This window comes from Serratia sp. CY56464 (genome assembly GCF_052168435.1).
In the GTDB taxonomy this organism is placed as follows: domain Bacteria; phylum Pseudomonadota; class Gammaproteobacteria; order Enterobacterales; family Enterobacteriaceae; genus Serratia; species Serratia marcescens.
In genome coordinates this window covers 2,139,268-2,154,566 of record NZ_JBJNMV010000001.1, presented here as the reverse complement: position 1 = coordinate 2,154,566, position 15,299 = coordinate 2,139,268, and the positions used below count along the sequence as shown (strand labels likewise).

Genomic DNA, 15,299 nt, shown 5'->3' with positions numbered 1-15,299 from the left:
TAACTAGCAGGACATAATATGGACGTGCTACTGACGATGCGCGCCTTTCGCCGCGTGGTTGAGCGCAACAGTTTCTATAAGGCGGCGGAGGATCTGGCGATCACGCCGGCGGCGTTGAGCAAGCAGATTAAGCAGTTGGAAAGTCGGTTGGGGACGCTGTTGCTGGTGCGCACCACCCGCAGCATGAGCCTGACCGAAGCCGGGCAGCTCTATTACCAGGAAGCCTGCCGGTTGCTTGGCGAGTTCGACGCGCTGGAGCAGACGGTTGCCGCCAGCGCGCAGCAGGTCTCCGGCACGCTGCGGGTCAATGCGCCGCTCTCGTTCGGCCTGACGGTGCTGTCGCCGCTGCTGCCGCCGTTTATGCAACGCTACCCGCAGCTGCAGGTGGAACTGACGCTGGACGACAGGGTATTGGACGTGGTGGCGGCCGGTTTCGATATTTCCTTGCGCATTCGCCGCCGACTGCCGGATTCTTCCCTCAGTGCCCGGGCACTGGGTGAAGTGCACCAGCGAATTTGCGCCGCGCCCGGCTATTTGGCGCAGCACGGCGTGCCGCAAACGCCCAATGAATTGCAGCGACACAGCTGTCTGGCCTATTCCCTGGCGGAAAAGCCGGGGCAGTGGCAGTTCACCGCCGGCGAGGAGAGCCTGAGCGTGACGTTCACTCCCCGGCTGATCGCCAACAACAGCCTGATGCTGCGGGATATGCTGATGGCGGGACTGGGCATCGGTTCGCTGCCGTCGTTCGTGGCGGATCCCGAAATCGCCGCCGGCAGACTGGTGCGGCTGTTCCCTGAACAGATTGCCGACGTGCATCAGGTTTTCGCGGTTTACCCGACGCGCCGGCATCTGCAGCAGAAAGTGAGTTTATTCACCGAGTTTGTGCGAGAACAGGGATTGATGACGGCGAATTGACAACGGCGCACGGTTGTCATATTCCTTAGTTATGAAAAGATCCTATCGCCCATTCGCGCAAATTATTATCACCATGCTTCGTGTGGTGGGATAGCGCGTGTGTCGCCAATAAAAAACCCGCCGGCAAGACGGGTTTTTTTATCCCCTTCCGGCAATGACCGGAGAACGGCATGAAAACCTACCCTGCAGTTTTACACCTGATGTGCGGCAAGGCCGGCGCAGGCAAATCGACGCTGGCGCAGCGTTTGGCGCAGCAACCGCAAACGCTGTTGCTGGTCGAAGATGCTTGGCTGGCGACGCTGTATGAACAGGAGATGGCCAGCCTGCAAGACTATGCGCGCTGTTCCGACCGGTTGCGGCGGGCGCTTGGCGGGCACCTCGTTCAGCTGCTGCGCGGCGGTTGGTCCGTGGCGCTCGATTTCCCGATGAATACGCCGGACAGGCGGCGTTGGGCCAAAGCGTTGGCGGAGGAGGCCGGCGTCGCGCACTGCCTGCATTTTCTCGACGCCAGCCATGCGCAGTGCCTGAGCCGGATAACGCTGAGAAACGCGCGCGGCGAGCACCCGTTTACACTGAGCGAAGCGGAGTTTGAGCGCCTGGCGCAGTACTTTGTTCCCCCGGCGGAAGAGGAAGGGATGACCGTCTTGCGTTATGGCGAACGGGACTGAAAAACCGGCGCCATGACGGCGCCGGCAACAGGGTTAGGCTTCGGCGTTAAACGCGTTGTGGAAGGCGACCTCCGCGCACGGCAGCGTGCCCTGGAAGGCGATGGCGCGGAAGTAGTCTTGCGGCACGCCCGGCAGGGTCAGCGCGCTTTGCGCCTGGAAGCCGAAACGGCCGTAATAGTTCGGATCGCCCAGCACCACGCAGCCTGCGGCATGCCGTTCTTGCAGTTCGGCCAATAGCTGGCGGATCAGCCGGCTGCCGATCCCCAAGTTCTGACAGGCCGGCAGCACCGACACCGGCGCCAGCCCGTACCACCCGGCGGCGCCGTTGCTGAGCACGACCGGCGAGACGGACGCGTGCCCGATCGGTGTGCCATTTTGCTCGGCGACCAGCGACAGAGTGAGGGCTCCCGCCGCGCGCAGCGCATTGACGATAAACTGTTCGGTGTGGCTGCTGTGTTCGGCGTGCAGGAACGCGGCGGCGGTCAGGGTGGTGATGGCGCCGACGTCGGCCGGCGTTTCGTGGCGTAACGTGATGTTCATGGTTGTATCCTGATTAAAAACGCTGAACCGACCGGACTGCCTGCCCGGCCGGTATCGATGATTAACGGTTGTCCAGCTGCGCCCGCACGGCCTTGAGCCCGGCGAAGGTGACGCGATAAGGGCGCCCCTGGCGAGAGAGGATCAGGCGTTTGGTTTTGAGCTTGGTGAAAACGGCCAGCGAGCAGTCGGCCAGGCCGAGCCCTTCGCGGGTGTAGCATTCGACGTGGGTGACGCGACCGGCGTCGTTGCGGGTGAAGGCGATATAGCCGCCTTTGGCCAACACGTGCAGCACGCGTTGTTCCGCTTTGGAAATGTTCATGTTGGGAGATCCTGTAATAACCCCAGATACGCGCATCCCCGCGCAAACGCGCGTCGGATACGTCAGAGTCCCTCGCCATACGGCAAGGAAGCGACTATCGGGTGGTTACAATCTCCAACATACAGGCCTCGGGCAGTGAAAAACGCCAGGGCGGCGTTTCAGCGCAGTTAATGTAGCCAATGGCCGGTTGGCTGTCAATTTGCCGGCGACGCGGGCCGCCGGCGCAAGGCCAATCAGAAAGGCTTGGTCGGCAGGTATTTGCCGTCCAGGGTGATCACTGCGCGTTCGCCGCCGTCCGGATCGGCGACCTTCTTGATATCCAGCTTGAAGTTGATGGCGCTGATGATGCCGTCGCCAAACTGCTCGTGCACCAGCGCTTTCAGCGTGGAGCCGTAGACCTGCAGCATTTCATAGAAGCGATAAATGGTCGGATCGGTCGGCACGCCGCCGGGAATGCTGCCGCGCAGCGGGATGGTTTGCAGCAGCTGCACCGCCTCTTCGTCCAGCCCCAGCTTGGCCGCCACCGTGCGCGCCGCCGGTTCCGGCAGCGCGTGCTGCCCCAGCAGGGCGGCGGTGACAAACGCCAGGCTGAGGCCGGTGCCCTCGGCCAGCGCTTCGAACGTCAGGTTATGGCGGATCTTGGCGGCCATGATGGTGTCGGTGAGCGCTTCGCGCGGGGCGGCGTTGTGCAGAGAGTGTGTCATGTTAGCTCCTTATTGTCGGCTTAAAAACGGGCGATCGCCGGGGTGGCGGTCACCTCGGGATGGGTAGCGAGCGGCACGAAGCGGCGGGTTTCGCCGTCCAGCGCCTCGATAGCGCCGCTGGCGATGTCATAGACCCAGCCGTGCAGCGCCAGGCGGCCCTGATCCAGCGCCAGGGCGACGGAAGGGTGCGTTTTGATGTTGTTGAGCTGGGCGATGACGTTCTCGCGCACCATCGACGCGACCCGCGCCTCGTCGGAGGCATGCGGATAAGCCTGATTGACCGCCTTGGCGGAATCGGCGTAACGCAGCCAGCCGGCCACCGTCGGCAGGTGATCCAGGCACTGGCAGGTGGCGATGGCGGTCATCGCGCCGCAGTCGGAGTGGCCGCAGATCACGATATCTGCCACGCCCAGTGCGGCGACGGCGTACTCGACCGAGGCGGTCACCCCGCCGGGTTCGGGGCCGAAAGAAGGCACGATGTTACCGGCGTTGCGGATCACAAACAGATCGCCCGGCTCGCGCTGGGTGACCAGCTCCGGCACCAGGCGGCTGTCGGAACACGAGATAAACAGGGTGCGCGGGTTTTGGCGGGTCGCCAGCCGCTGAAACAGCGCCGTGCGTTCAACAAAGGCTTCGCGCTGGAACTTCAGGAAGCCTTCAATCACCTCTTTCATCCGTTTCTCCATTGGGTGTCGTTATGCGATGGCGGCATGATGAACGCTTCTGGCTATAGGGTCTAAGACCCATTTATAATGTCGGCTATAGGTTTTACTAATAGCTGGGGCGCTATGCTGCTGCGACACATCCGTTATTTTCTGGCCGTTGCCGAACAGGGCAACTTCACCCGCGCCGCCGAAGCGCTGCACGTCTCGCAACCGACGCTCTCCCAACAGATCAAACAGTTGGAGGATACGCTGGGAGCGCCGTTGTTCGATCGCAGCGGCAGAGCCGTGCGCCTGACCGACGCCGGTGAGGCGTGGATGCGCTATGCGCGGCTGGCGCTGCAGGATTTGGACGCCGGCGCGCGGGCGATCCATGACGTGGCGACGCTGGCGCGCGGCCATTTGCGGCTGGCGATGACGCCGACGTTCACCGCCTATCTGGTGGGGCCGGCGATCGATGCGTTCTACCGCCGCTACCCGGGGATTACGCTGAGCATTGAGGAGATGGCGCAAGAGCGGATCGAGGCGCTGCTGGCGCAGGATCGACTGGATCTGGGGATCGCCTTCGAGATGGCGCAGTCGGCGGAGGTAGAAGCCATGCCGTTGTTCAGTGAGACGCTGGAACTGATGGTCGGCGCCGATCATCCCCTGGCGGCGCGGCGTCGGCCGCTGACGCTGGCGGAGTGGCAACATCTGCCGCTGGCCTTGCTGAGCGGCGACTTCGCCACGCGGCAGTTTATCGATCGCTACTGCACACAGCTGGGATTTCGGCCGCAGGTGGCGGTGGAGGCCAATGCGCTGGGCGCCATTGTCGAGATCGTGCGGCGCGGGCAGCTCGCCACGCTGCTGCCGGCCGCGATTGCGCGCGAGAACCGGCAGTTGAAAAAGGTGGCGCTGGCCAACGCCATGCCGGCTCGGCAGGCGGTGTTGCTGCAGCGTAAAGACGCTTACCGCAGCGCCGCCGCGCAGGCGTTTATCGCCGTCCTGCAGCAACAGGGCGTTACGCCAACGCACTCCAGCGCTGCGTCATCCCCAGCAGATGCACCAGTCCGAAGCCGAGGCAAATCAGCGAGCTGACGACGATAAAACGCTGGCTGCGGCCGGTATCGCGCAGGGCGAAGGGGCCGGCGACACCGCGCAGCAGATAGATAAAGGTGATGATAAATAGCGCGGGCCGCAGCAGCGGCAGCGGCGCGATCAGGCCCGCGCCGGATAGCGCATACAGCGCCCAAATAAACAGCACCAGCGCGATACCGGCGGTGACGACGGCCGGGAACTTTTTACCCGCTTCCACCGCCTTAATGAAGCGATCGCCGGCGCCGCACAGCCGATAGCCGCGCGGCCCGGCGGCGATCACCCAAATATGCAGCAGGGCGGCGATGGCGCTCAGCGCGGCGCCGATCAGCAGCGCGGTGTTATAGAGGTGTGGCATGGTTCAGCTTCCTTGTCCTAAATCAGTCTGGTATCAAGCGTAGACCAGAATGAGTAAGTCAGGCCGGGGGGCGCTCAACGGCCGACATTTGCAGCGCGTCTTCAGGCACCACGCGGGTCTGCGCATCGATAAATGCCAGCTGCACCGGTAGCCCGCTGCGTTTATCCACCAGTTGAACGTGGGGGCTGTCATGCAGAATATGCCGGTGGCCCCACGCCATCAGCGCAACCAGGATGGGCCCCAGGCTGCGCCCCTTGTCCGTCAAGACATATTCATGTCGTTCGCGCTCGCCCGGCTCCCGGTAAGCGCGTTTGGCCAACAGTTCTTGTTCTACCATGGCATTCAGACGGTTGCTCAACGCCTGGCGCGAAGCGCCGATATTCTCGCGCAGCTCTTCAAAACGGCGGACGCCGTAGAATGATTCGCGCAGGATCAGCAACGTCCAGCGATCGCCAAGCAGATCCGCGGCCTGTGCCAGCCCGCACAGGGCAAGAGAAACGGTAGGGAGATCGGGAGATTTTGACATGGGCATTTTCCTTCGCTAATCTAAGTCTTGTTTTTAGACTTAACTATATTCAAGGAGAGTATAATGCCATTTGTTAATGTGCAAACGGTGAAAGGCATGCTGGATGAACGGCAAAAAAGCGAATTGCTGTCCCGCATTACCGAACTGCTGGTAGAGATAGAAGGGCGAGGCGATCCGGCGTTCAGGCAGTCGGTTTGGGTCCGAATCGATGAACATGCGCCTGAACAATGGAGCCTGGGCGGCGTGCAGCCGACGGCGGCGATGATTGCCGCGAAGTTCCCGCCGCGTTAATTCAGCCATGCTGCCTGTGAAAAGGATCGGATGCCGCAGATGCTCAAAATGTCACCGAAACTTCCCGCGATCTCTGCACCCCGTTGTGGCATAATGCGCGCCAAATCACATTCCCTATGTATAAAGAGCGAGCGCTGTGTTAAGCACTAACAACATCACCATGCAGTTCGGCAGCAAGCCGTTGTTTGAAAACATCTCTGTCAAATTCGGCGGCGGCAACCGTTACGGCCTGATCGGCGCCAACGGCTGCGGCAAGTCCACCTTTATGAAAATCCTCGGCGGCGATCTGGCGCCGAGCGGCGGCAACGTGTTCCTCGATCCGAACGAGCGCCTGGGTAAACTGCGTCAGGATCAGTTTGCCTTTGAGCAGTACAGCGTGCTGGATACCGTGATCATGGGCCACACCGAACTGTGGGCGGTGAAGGAAGAGCGCGACCGCATCTACGCATTGGCGGAGATGAGCGAAGAAGACGGCTATAAAGTGGCCGATCTGGAAGTGGCCTACGGCGAAATGGACGGCTACAGCGCCGAAGCGCGCGCCGGCGAACTGTTGCTCGGCGTGGGTATTCCGGTGGAGCAGCACTACGGCCCGATGAGCGAAATCGCGCCGGGCTGGAAGCTGCGCGTGTTGCTGGCGCAGGCGCTGTTCTCCGATCCGGAAATCCTGCTGCTCGACGAACCGACCAACAACCTGGACATCGACACCATTCGCTGGCTGGAAAACGTGCTCAACGAGCGCAACAGCACCATGATCATCATCTCGCACGACCGTCACTTCCTGAACATGGTCTGCACCCACATGGCGGATCTGGACTATGGCGAACTGCGCGTTTATCCGGGCAACTACGACGAATACATGACCGCCGCCACCCAGGCGCGTGAGCGTCTGCTGGCGGACAACGCCAAGAAGAAGGCGCAGATCAATGAGCTGCAATCGTTCGTCAGCCGCTTCAGCGCCAACGCCTCCAAATCCAAGCAGGCCACCTCGCGCGCTCGCCAGATCGACAAGATTCAGCTGGAAGAGGTGAAAGCCTCCAGCCGCCAGAACCCGTTCATCCGCTTCGAGCAGGACAAGAAGCTGTTCCGTAATGCGCTGGAAGTGGAAGCGCTCACCAAGGGCTTCGATGATGGCCCGCTGTTCAGCAAGCTGAACCTGATGGTGGAAGTGGGCGAGAAGGTCGCGGTGCTGGGCGCCAACGGCATCGGTAAAACCACCCTGCTGAAAACGCTGGTGGGCGACGCGCAGCCGGACAGTGGCACCGTGAAATGGTCAGAAAACGCCCGTATCGGTTACTACGCGCAGGATCACGAATACGAGTTCGACGACACCCTGAGCGTGTTCGACTGGATGAGCCAGTGGAAGCAGGAAAAAGACGACGAGCAAGCGGTGCGCAGCGTGTTGGGCCGTCTGCTGTTCAGCCAGGACGACATCAAGAAGAAAGTGAAGGTGCTGTCCGGTGGCGAGAAGGGCCGCATGCTGTTCGGCAAGCTGATGATGCAGCGCCCGAATATTCTGGTGATGGACGAACCGACCAACCACCTGGATATGGAATCCATCGAATCGCTGAACATGGCGCTGGAGATGTACGAAGGCACGTTGATCTTCGTCTCCCACGACCGTGAGTTCGTCAGCTCGCTGGCGACGCGGATTCTGGAAATCACCCCGAACAAGGTGATCGACTTTACCGGCAACTACGAAGACTATCTGCGCAGCCAGGGCATCGTATAACCCTCGCGGCAACGCATCAGGGCGGGAATTATCCCGCCCTTTTTTTATCCGTCATTCCCGGCCGCACACTTCGCAGTGCGGATCCTTCGGCAGTTTCATTTCGCGGAACTGCATGCTCATCGCATCGAACATTAACAACTTGCCGCGCAGCGGCTGACCATAGTCGGCCAGCAGCTTGATGGCTTCCATCGCCTGCAGGGTGCCGATGGTGCCGACCAGCGGCGCCATCACGCCCGCTTCGACGCAGGTGAGGGCGCTGTCGCCGAACAGCCGGCTCAGGCAGCGGTAGCAGGGTTCGCCCGGCTGATAGGTGAACACGCTGAGCTGGCCTTCCATGCGGATCGCCGCGCCGGAAACCAGCGGTTTGCGCTGCGCGTGGCACAGGCGGTTCAGCGCGTCGCGCGCCGCCACGTTGTCGGTGCAGTCCAGCACCAGATCGCAGGCGGCGATCTCTGCCGCGACCGCGTCATCTTCCAGACGGCCGTCGATGGCGTCGATGCGGATATGCGGATTGATGGCGCTCAGTTCCTGCCTGGCGGAGGCGACTTTGCTCTGGCCGATGCGATCGTCGCGGTGCAGGATCTGGCGCTGCAGATTGGAGAGCGAGACGGTGTCGAAATCCACCAGCACCAGATGGCCGACCCCGGCCGCCGCCAGATATGGCGCGGCGGCGCAGCCCAGCCCGCCCAGCCCGGCGATCAGCACGCGGGCGGCCTTCAGCTTCTCCTGGCCGTCGAAGTCAAAGCCGCGCAGCACGATCTGGCGGTTGTAGCGCAGCGCTTCGGCGTCGGTCAATTCCGGCAACATGTTCAGCTCCTCAGCAGGGCGTTGAACGGCTCGATCTCCACCGTTTCACCCGCCGCCACCGAACCGCGTTCGCGCTCCAGCACGATGAAACAGTTGCCCTGGCTGTAGGAGCTGAAGACGTGCGAGCCCTGGTGGCCGGTGGTGCTCACCTCCAGTTCGCCCGCGGCGTTGCTGCTGAACACGCCGCGCTGAAAATCGAGGCGGCCCGGCGATTTCTTCAGTGGCGTCAGCGCGCGGGCGCGCAGGCGCGGCGGCAGGCGCCAATCGCTGTGGCCGGCCAGCTTCGCCAGCAGCGGTTGCACCAGTTGGTAGAAGGTCAGGGCGGCGGAAACCGGGTTGCCAGGCAGGCCGCAGAACCAGGCGTGGCCCAGTTTGCCGAAGGCGAACGGTTTGCCGGGTTTGATCGCCAGCTTCCAGAAGCTGACCTGGCCCAGTTCATCGAGCATCTGTTTGGTGTAGTCGGCTTCGCCGACCGAGACGCCGCCGCTGCTGATCACCACATCGGCTTGGCTGTCCGCCTGTGTGAAGGCGTCGCGCAGCGCATCGCGATCGTCGCGGATAATGCCGAGATCGAGCACTTCACAGCCCATCTGCTCCAGCATCAGGCGCACCGCGAAGCGGTTAGTGTCGTAGATCTGGCCCGCCTGCAGCGGCTGGCCGACCGGCTGCAGCTCGTCGCCGGTGGAGAACACCGCGACCTTCAGCTTACGCATCACCTGCACTTCGGCGACGCCGAGCGAAGCCAGCAGCGGCAACTGCGCGGCACCCAGCTTCACGCCGGCCGGCAACACGCTCGCGCCTCGACGAATGTCTTCACCCGCCAGACGGATATTCTGGCCGGCTTCTGCCGGCGCGGTAAAACGCACGCCCTGCTCGCTCACTTCTGCCTGCTCCTGCATGATCACCGCGTCCGCCCCGGCCGGGATCGGCGCGCCGGTCATGATGCGCACGCAGCTGTTGGCCGGCCATTCACCGTCGAACGGCGCGCCGGCGAAGGCTTTCCCGGCGACCGGCAGCGGCGCATTGGCCGCCAGATCGGTGAGGCGCACCGCATAGCCGTCCATCGCCGAGTTGGCGAACGGCGGCACGTCGAGCGGCGAGACCACCGGCGCGGCGGTGATGCGGCCGGCGGCGGCGGTCAGCGCGACGGATTCGGCCTGTTGCAGCGGGGCGATCTGCCCGAGCATTTTTTCCAGCGCTTGCTCCAGGGAAATGAGATCGGAAGTATGGCAATGATCCATAAGGGGAACTCCGTAATCAGGGTGCGCAATGATAGCGACAAAGTGCGGGTATTATGGCAGAGAACGCCGGGGGGGAGAACGGGTTATGCCCGCCATCTTTCGCACTGCGGCGTCAGGGCGATCGGGTATAAACTGCGAAAAACAGAGGAGGATCATGATGCATAAACAGGTTATCGAGTTCTGGTTCGACGAGATCGAACCGGTGATGTGGTTCAAAAAGGACGATGATTTCGATCGTCTGCTGCACAGCCGTTTCGGCGAAATCTGGCGGGCGGCGGCGGCGGGGGAGCTGGCGCACTGGCGCGACACCATCGAAGGGCGCCTGGCGGAGGTGATCGTGCTCGATCAGTTCAGCCGCAACCTGTTTCGCGGCACACCGCAGTCATTCGCCTGCGACGGCATGGCGCTGGTCCTGGCGCAGGAGGCGATCCGCAGCGGGGAGTGCGAACGGCTGAGCCGCGAGCAGCGCGGCTTCCTTTATCTGCCGTTCATGCATTCGGAATCGCCGCTGATCCACCAGCAGGCGCTGGTGTTATATACCGAGCTCAATAACGGCGACCAGCTGGAGTTCGAGCTGCGGCATAAGGCAATCATCGATCGTTTCGGCCGCTACCCGCATCGCAATGCGATATTGGGGCGCACCAGCACGCCGGAAGAAGAGGCCTTTTTACAGCAGCCAGGATCGGGTTTTTAATCGTCGGATCATCTGCGCCCGGCCGGGCAAAAACAGCAGGCCGGGCGCCGCAATAAGCGTGACTCAGCGCGAACGTTTATTTCATTACGCTCTACCGCTATTTCCTCTCGCGAAGTTACCAATAATCCCAGCCGCACTGTCAGCGGTTTACCGCTTTTTATAACCTGCTGTTTTTATTCCAATAAGCTATTTCAAGGTGCGAAATGGTCTAAGCGCGCTACGCTAAAAGCGGGGCGTGGACGTTATGCTGTACTTCCACTGTAGGACTAAATAGAGTCGAAAAAGACTGAATAATAATGATACCGCGTTCAGCTTATTCGCTGCGCAACGGCGGGATTAACACAGGGTGTCAGGCAAATGAGCAAACCAGTGATTGCCATTCATGGCGGCGCGGGCGCAATTACCCGGGCGGCGCTGAGTGCGGAAAAAGAACGGCAGTATATCCAGGCGCTGTCCGAGATCGTGGCCGCTGGGCAGGCGGTATTGGCGCAGGGCGGCAGCGCGCTGGACGCGGTGACCGAAGCGGTGCGGCTGCTGGAGGAATGCCCGCTGTTCAACGCCGGCAAAGGCTCGGTGTTTACCCATCAGGGCACCCACGAACTGGACGCCTGCGTGATGGACGGCCGCACCTGCGACGCCGGCGCCGTCGCCGGCGTCAGCCATATCCGCAACCCGGTGCTGGCGGCGCGCGCGGTGCTGGAAAACAGCGAACACGTGCTGTTTGCCGCCGAAGGCGCCGAGAAGTTTGCCGCCGCCCACGGCCTGGAAATGGTCGCCCCCGACTTCTTCTTTACTCAGGAACGTTTTGATCAGCTGCACCGCGCCCAGGCGGAGCAGGGGCGGGTCTTGCTCGATCACGACGGCGCGGCGCAGGCCGGGGATCCGCTCGATCCCGATCGCAAATTCGGCACCGTCGGCGCGGTGGCGCTGGATGCGCTGGGCAACCTCGCCGCCGCCACTTCCACCGGCGGCATGACCAACAAGCAGGCCGGGCGGGTGGGCGACACGCCGATCATCGGTGCCGGTTGCTATGCCAACAACGCCACCGTGGCGGTCTCCAGCACCGGCACCGGCGAAATCTTCATGCGCGGCGTGGCGGCCTATGACGTCTCCGCCCTGATCGAATACGGCGGGCTCAGCCTGCAAGAGGCCAGCGATCGGGTGGTGATGGAGAAGCTGCCGGCGCTGGGCGGCAGCGGCGGCATGATCGCCGTCGATCGCCACGGCAATATCGCGCTGCCGTTCAACAGCGAGGGGATGTACCGCGGTTTTGGCTATGTCGGCGATGCGCCGTCCGTCGGGATTTATCGCTAAGCGTTCACCGGGAGGGGGTATGACCGACGTTTCATTCCGGCCCGCCGGCGACGGGCTGTCATTGCCGCCGCAGCGGGTGCTGACGGTGCGCGATCTGAGCATCAGCTTTCCTCAAGCGGACGGCGCCGTAGACGCGGTGCGCAACCTGTCGTTCGATCTCGATCGCGGCGAGACGCTGGCGATCGTCGGTGAGTCCGGCTCCGGCAAATCGGTGACTTCACTGGGGCTGATGCGTCTTGTGGAGCAGGGTGGCGGGCGCATCGTCGGCGGCGCTATGACGCTGCGCCGGCGCGACGGCGGGTTGCTCGATCTGGCGCGCGCCTCGCAGCGCACGCTGCGCACGGTGCGCGGCGCCGATATGGCGATGATCTTCCAGGAGCCGATGACCTCGCTCAACCCGGTGTTTCCGGTCGGCGAGCAGATCGCCGAATCGCTGCGTTTGCATCAGGGCATGGACCACCGCAGCGCGCGCCAGGAGGCGCTGCGCATGCTCGACCTGGTGCGCATTCCGGAGGCTAAAGAGGTGCTGGGGCGCTACCCGCATCAGCTTTCCGGCGGCATGCGCCAGCGGGTGATGATCGCCATGGCGCTCTCCTGCAAGCCGGCGTTGCTGATCGCCGATGAACCCACCACCGCCCTCGACGTCACCATTCAGGCGCAGATCCTGCAGCTGATCCGCGTGCTGCAACAGGAGATGCAGATGGGGGTGATCTTCATCACTCACGACATGGGCGTGGTGGCGGAGATCGCCGATCGGGTGCTGGTGATGCGCCGCGGTGAGCAGGTGGAGCAAAATCGGGTGCGCGAGCTGTTCGCCGCGCCGCAACAGGCCTATACCCGGGCGCTGCTGGCGGCGGTGCCGAAGCTGGGGGCGATGGCCGATCGGCCGCTGCCGGCGAAGTTTCCGCTGCCGGATGGCGAGGGCGATGCCGCGCCGCAGGATACCGTGCCGCCAGACGCTGCGCCGATCCTGCGGGTGGAGCATTTGGTCACGCGTTTTGATCTGCGCGGCGGGCTGTTCAATCGGGTCACTCGCCGGGTGCACGCGGTGGAAAACGTCAGTTTCGATCTTTACCCCGGCGAGACGCTGGGGCTGGTGGGCGAGTCCGGCTGCGGCAAGTCCACCACCGGGCGCTCTTTGCTGAAGCTGGTGGACAGCCAAAGCGGCACCATTACCTTCGCCGGGCGGCGAATCGATCGGTTGAAGGGATCGGCGCTGCAGCACCTGCGGCGCGATATTCAGTTCATCTTTCAAGATCCTTACGCCTCGCTCGATCCGCGCCTGACGGTCGGTTTTTCCATCATGGAGCCGCTGTTGGTGCATAACGTGATGCGCGGCCGCGAGGCGGAACGGCGGGTGGCCTGGCTGCTGGAACGCGTCGGCCTGTTGCCGGAACATGCGCGCCGCTATCCGCACGAGTTTTCCGGCGGTCAGCGTCAGCGCATCTGCATCGCGCGCGCGTTGGCGCTGAACCCGAAAGTGGTGATCGCCGACGAGGCGGTCTCGGCGCTGGACGTATCGATTCAGGCGCAGATCGTCAATCTGCTGCTCGATCTGCAGCGCGAGTTCGGCATCGCTTTTCTGTTCATTTCACACGACATGGCGGTGGTGGAGCGCATCAGCCACCGGGTGGCGGTGATGTACCTCGGGCAGATCGTCGAGATCGGCCCGCGGCAGGCAGTGTTCGACAATCCGCAGCACCCCTATACCCGCAAGCTGATGGCGGCGGTGCCGGTGGCCGATCCCGCACATGCTCACAAACGGCAGCCGCTGCCGGCCGATGAGATCCCCAGCCCGGTGCGCGCACTGGGCGATGAACCCGTTACCGCACCGCTGGTGCAGGTTGGCGCCGGGCACTTTGTCGCCCGCCACCCGATCGCCGGTGCTTTTTAAAGACCTCAGGAGAGACAAGCGACATGAAGCACACATTCAAACGCAATGCGCTGTTGGCCGCCGTACTGCTGGCGGCGGGAACCGGCCCGGTCTGGGCGGCGAAGGACGCGGTGATCGCCGTGGCCTCCAACTTCACCACCCTCGATCCTTACGACGCCAACGACACGCTGTCGCAGGCGGTGGCCAAGTCTTTCTATCAGGGGCTGTTCGGCTTCGACAAGGACATGAAGCTGGTAAACGTGCTGGCGGACAGCTATGAGGTCAGCAAAGACGGCCTGACCTACACCGTCAAACTGCGCCAGGGCATCAAATTCCACGACGGCACCGCGTTCAACGCCGAAGCGGTGAAGATCAACCTCGATCGCGCCAGCAACCCGGACAGCCACCTCAAGCGCTACAACCTGTTCAAGATGATCGACAAAACCGAAGCGGTGGACGCCAATACGGTGAAGATCGTGCTGAAGGCGCCGTTCTCGGCGTTCGTCAACAACCTGGCGCACCCGGCGGCGGCGATCATCTCCCCGGCGGCGCTGAAGCAATACGGCAAGGAAATCGGTTTCCACCCGGTGGGCACCGGGCCGTATCAGTTCGTGACCTGGAACCAGACCGATTTCGTCAAGGTGAAGAAGTTCGACGGCTACTGGCAGCCGGGGCTGCCGAAGCTCGACAGCATCACCTGGCGCCCGGTGGTGGATAACAACACCCGCGCGGCGATGCTGCAGACCGGCGAGGCGACCTTCGCCTTCCCGATCCCTTACGAGCAGGCCAAGGTGCTGGAAGGCAACGCCAAGCTGGACGTGGTGGCCGCGCCATCGATCCTGCAGCGTTACATCAGCATGAATGTCACCCAAAAGCCGTTCGATAACCCGAAGGTGCGCCAGGCGCTGAACTACGCCATCAATAAGGATGCGCTGATCAAGGTGGCGTTCGCCGGCTACGCGGTGCCGGCGGAAGGACCGGTGCCGCCGGCGATCGATTTCGCCGCCCGCTATAAGCCGTGGCCGTACGATCCGGCCAAGGCGCGCGAGCTGCTGAAAGAGGCCGGCTACCCGAACGGCTTCACCACCACGCTGTGGTCTTCCCACAACCACAGCACCGCGCAGAAGGTGCTGCAGTTCACCCAGCAGCAGCTGGCGCAGGTGGGGGTGAAAGTGACGGTGACGGCGATGGACGCCGGGCAGCGCGCGGCGCAGGTGGAGAGCGTCGGGGTGAAAGACACCGGCGTGCGGCTGTTCTACACCGGCTGGTCGGCCTCGACCGGGGAAGCGGACTGGGCGCTGTCGCCGCTGTTCTCTACCCAGGCGGCGCCGCCGAAGCAGTTCAACACCGCGTTCTACAGCAATCCGCAGGTGGACAAGGATCTGACCGACGCGCTGGCGACCACCGATCGCGCCGAGAAGCAGAAACTGTATCAGGACGCGCAGGATCGCATCTGGGCCGACGCGCCCTGGATCTTCCTGGCGACCGAACGTCTGTTGTCGGCCAACAGCAAACAGCTGAGCGGCTTTTACGTGATGCCGGATACCTCGTTCAACTTTGATAACGCCGATCTGAAATAAGGCG

Annotated in this window: 17 protein-coding genes; 9 read left to right on the top strand and 8 right to left on the bottom strand. The window is 63.0% G+C overall.

What is annotated here, in order from left to right:
* The first annotated feature begins 18 nt into the window (after positions 1-18).
* Positions 19-915 carry a LysR family transcriptional regulator gene (locus ACJ8KE_RS10440; protein WP_049299836.1) on the top strand — a complete coding sequence of 299 codons (897 nt, stop codon included), beginning with the start codon at positions 19-21 and terminating at the stop codon, positions 913-915.
* A 170-nt stretch (positions 916-1,085) separates the two neighbouring features.
* Positions 1,086-1,583 (top strand): AAA family ATPase, encoded by a 498-nt coding sequence (locus ACJ8KE_RS10435; protein WP_143778761.1) that lies wholly within the window; start codon positions 1,086-1,088, stop codon positions 1,581-1,583.
* Positions 1,584-1,616: 33 nt separating this feature from the next.
* Here the strand turns inward: ACJ8KE_RS10435 and ACJ8KE_RS10430 are convergent, their stop codons facing one another.
* The 4 genes from ACJ8KE_RS10430 to ACJ8KE_RS10415 form a co-directional block, all read right to left on the bottom strand.
* Positions 1,617-2,123: a GNAT family N-acetyltransferase gene (locus ACJ8KE_RS10430; RefSeq protein WP_442517232.1), complete on the bottom strand. Its 507-nt coding sequence runs from the start codon at positions 2,121-2,123 to the stop codon at positions 1,617-1,619.
* Between the two features lie 61 nt (positions 2,124-2,184).
* Complete coding sequence (locus ACJ8KE_RS10425) at positions 2,185-2,442, bottom strand: YjhX family toxin (protein WP_004939031.1); 258 nt, start codon at positions 2,440-2,442, stop codon at positions 2,185-2,187.
* Positions 2,443-2,675: 233 nt separating this feature from the next.
* Positions 2,676-3,146 (bottom strand): cyanase, encoded by a 471-nt coding sequence (gene cynS, locus ACJ8KE_RS10420; protein ID WP_004939029.1) that lies wholly within the window; start codon positions 3,144-3,146, stop codon positions 2,676-2,678.
* A gap of 20 nt (positions 3,147-3,166) precedes the next feature.
* A complete protein-coding gene (locus ACJ8KE_RS10415; RefSeq protein ID WP_421131196.1) occupies positions 3,167-3,820 on the bottom strand; it encodes a carbonic anhydrase in 654 nt (217 codons plus the stop codon).
* Positions 3,821-3,934: 114 nt separating this feature from the next.
* On the opposite strand from ACJ8KE_RS10415, the gene cynR reads away from it, so the two are divergent.
* On the top strand, positions 3,935-4,885 hold the full coding sequence (gene cynR / locus ACJ8KE_RS10410) for a transcriptional regulator CynR (RefSeq protein ID WP_442517231.1): 951 nt from the start codon (positions 3,935-3,937) through the stop codon (positions 4,883-4,885).
* Here the strand turns inward: cynR and ACJ8KE_RS10405 are convergent.
* A complete protein-coding gene (locus tag ACJ8KE_RS10405) occupies positions 4,809-5,240 on the bottom strand; it encodes a hypothetical protein (RefSeq protein ID WP_079450980.1) in 432 nt (143 codons plus the stop codon). The genes cynR and ACJ8KE_RS10405 overlap by 77 nt on opposite strands.
* 58 nt (positions 5,241-5,298) lie before the next feature.
* Positions 5,299-5,766, bottom strand: a complete 468-nt coding sequence (locus ACJ8KE_RS10400) for a winged helix-turn-helix transcriptional regulator (protein WP_123867675.1) — start codon at positions 5,764-5,766, stop codon at positions 5,299-5,301.
* Positions 5,767-5,829: 63 nt separating this feature from the next.
* Between ACJ8KE_RS10400 and ACJ8KE_RS10395 the strand changes: the two genes are divergently transcribed.
* Complete coding sequence (locus tag ACJ8KE_RS10395) at positions 5,830-6,057, top strand: tautomerase family protein (RefSeq protein ID WP_033650586.1); 228 nt, start codon at positions 5,830-5,832, stop codon at positions 6,055-6,057.
* A 136-nt stretch (positions 6,058-6,193) separates the two neighbouring features.
* Positions 6,194-7,786 (top strand): ABC-F family ATPase, encoded by a 1,593-nt coding sequence (locus ACJ8KE_RS10390; protein ID WP_028127944.1) that lies wholly within the window; start codon positions 6,194-6,196, stop codon positions 7,784-7,786.
* 51 nt (positions 7,787-7,837) lie between these two features.
* On the opposite strand, the gene moeB is transcribed toward ACJ8KE_RS10390, so the two are convergent.
* A complete protein-coding gene (gene moeB, locus ACJ8KE_RS10385) occupies positions 7,838-8,593 on the bottom strand; it encodes a molybdopterin-synthase adenylyltransferase MoeB (RefSeq protein WP_089184386.1) in 756 nt (251 codons plus the stop codon).
* Positions 8,594-8,595: 2 nt separating this feature from the next.
* Positions 8,596-9,834, bottom strand: coding sequence for a molybdopterin molybdotransferase MoeA (gene moeA, locus ACJ8KE_RS10380; protein ID WP_239441729.1), 1,239 nt, complete (start codon positions 9,832-9,834; stop codon positions 8,596-8,598).
* Positions 9,835-9,991: 157 nt separating this feature from the next.
* Here moeA and ACJ8KE_RS10375 point away from each other — a divergent pair, with 157 nt between their 5' ends.
* The 4 genes from ACJ8KE_RS10375 to gsiB all read left to right on the top strand — a co-directional run bounded on the left by ACJ8KE_RS10375 (position 9,992) and on the right by gsiB (position 15,295).
* On the top strand, positions 9,992-10,528 hold the full coding sequence (locus ACJ8KE_RS10375; protein ID WP_038629078.1) for a DUF924 family protein: 537 nt from the start codon (positions 9,992-9,994) through the stop codon (positions 10,526-10,528).
* 357 nt (positions 10,529-10,885) lie between these two features.
* Complete coding sequence (locus ACJ8KE_RS10370) at positions 10,886-11,842, top strand: isoaspartyl peptidase/L-asparaginase family protein (RefSeq protein ID WP_016928461.1); 957 nt, start codon at positions 10,886-10,888, stop codon at positions 11,840-11,842.
* 19 nt (positions 11,843-11,861) lie between these two features.
* A complete protein-coding gene (locus ACJ8KE_RS10365) occupies positions 11,862-13,736 on the top strand; it encodes a dipeptide ABC transporter ATP-binding protein (RefSeq protein WP_016928460.1) in 1,875 nt (624 codons plus the stop codon).
* 23 nt (positions 13,737-13,759) lie between these two features.
* Positions 13,760-15,295, top strand: coding sequence for a glutathione ABC transporter substrate-binding protein GsiB (gsiB, locus tag ACJ8KE_RS10360; RefSeq protein WP_016928459.1), 1,536 nt, complete (start codon positions 13,760-13,762; stop codon positions 15,293-15,295).
* The last annotated feature ends 4 nt before the right edge of the window (positions 15,296-15,299 follow it).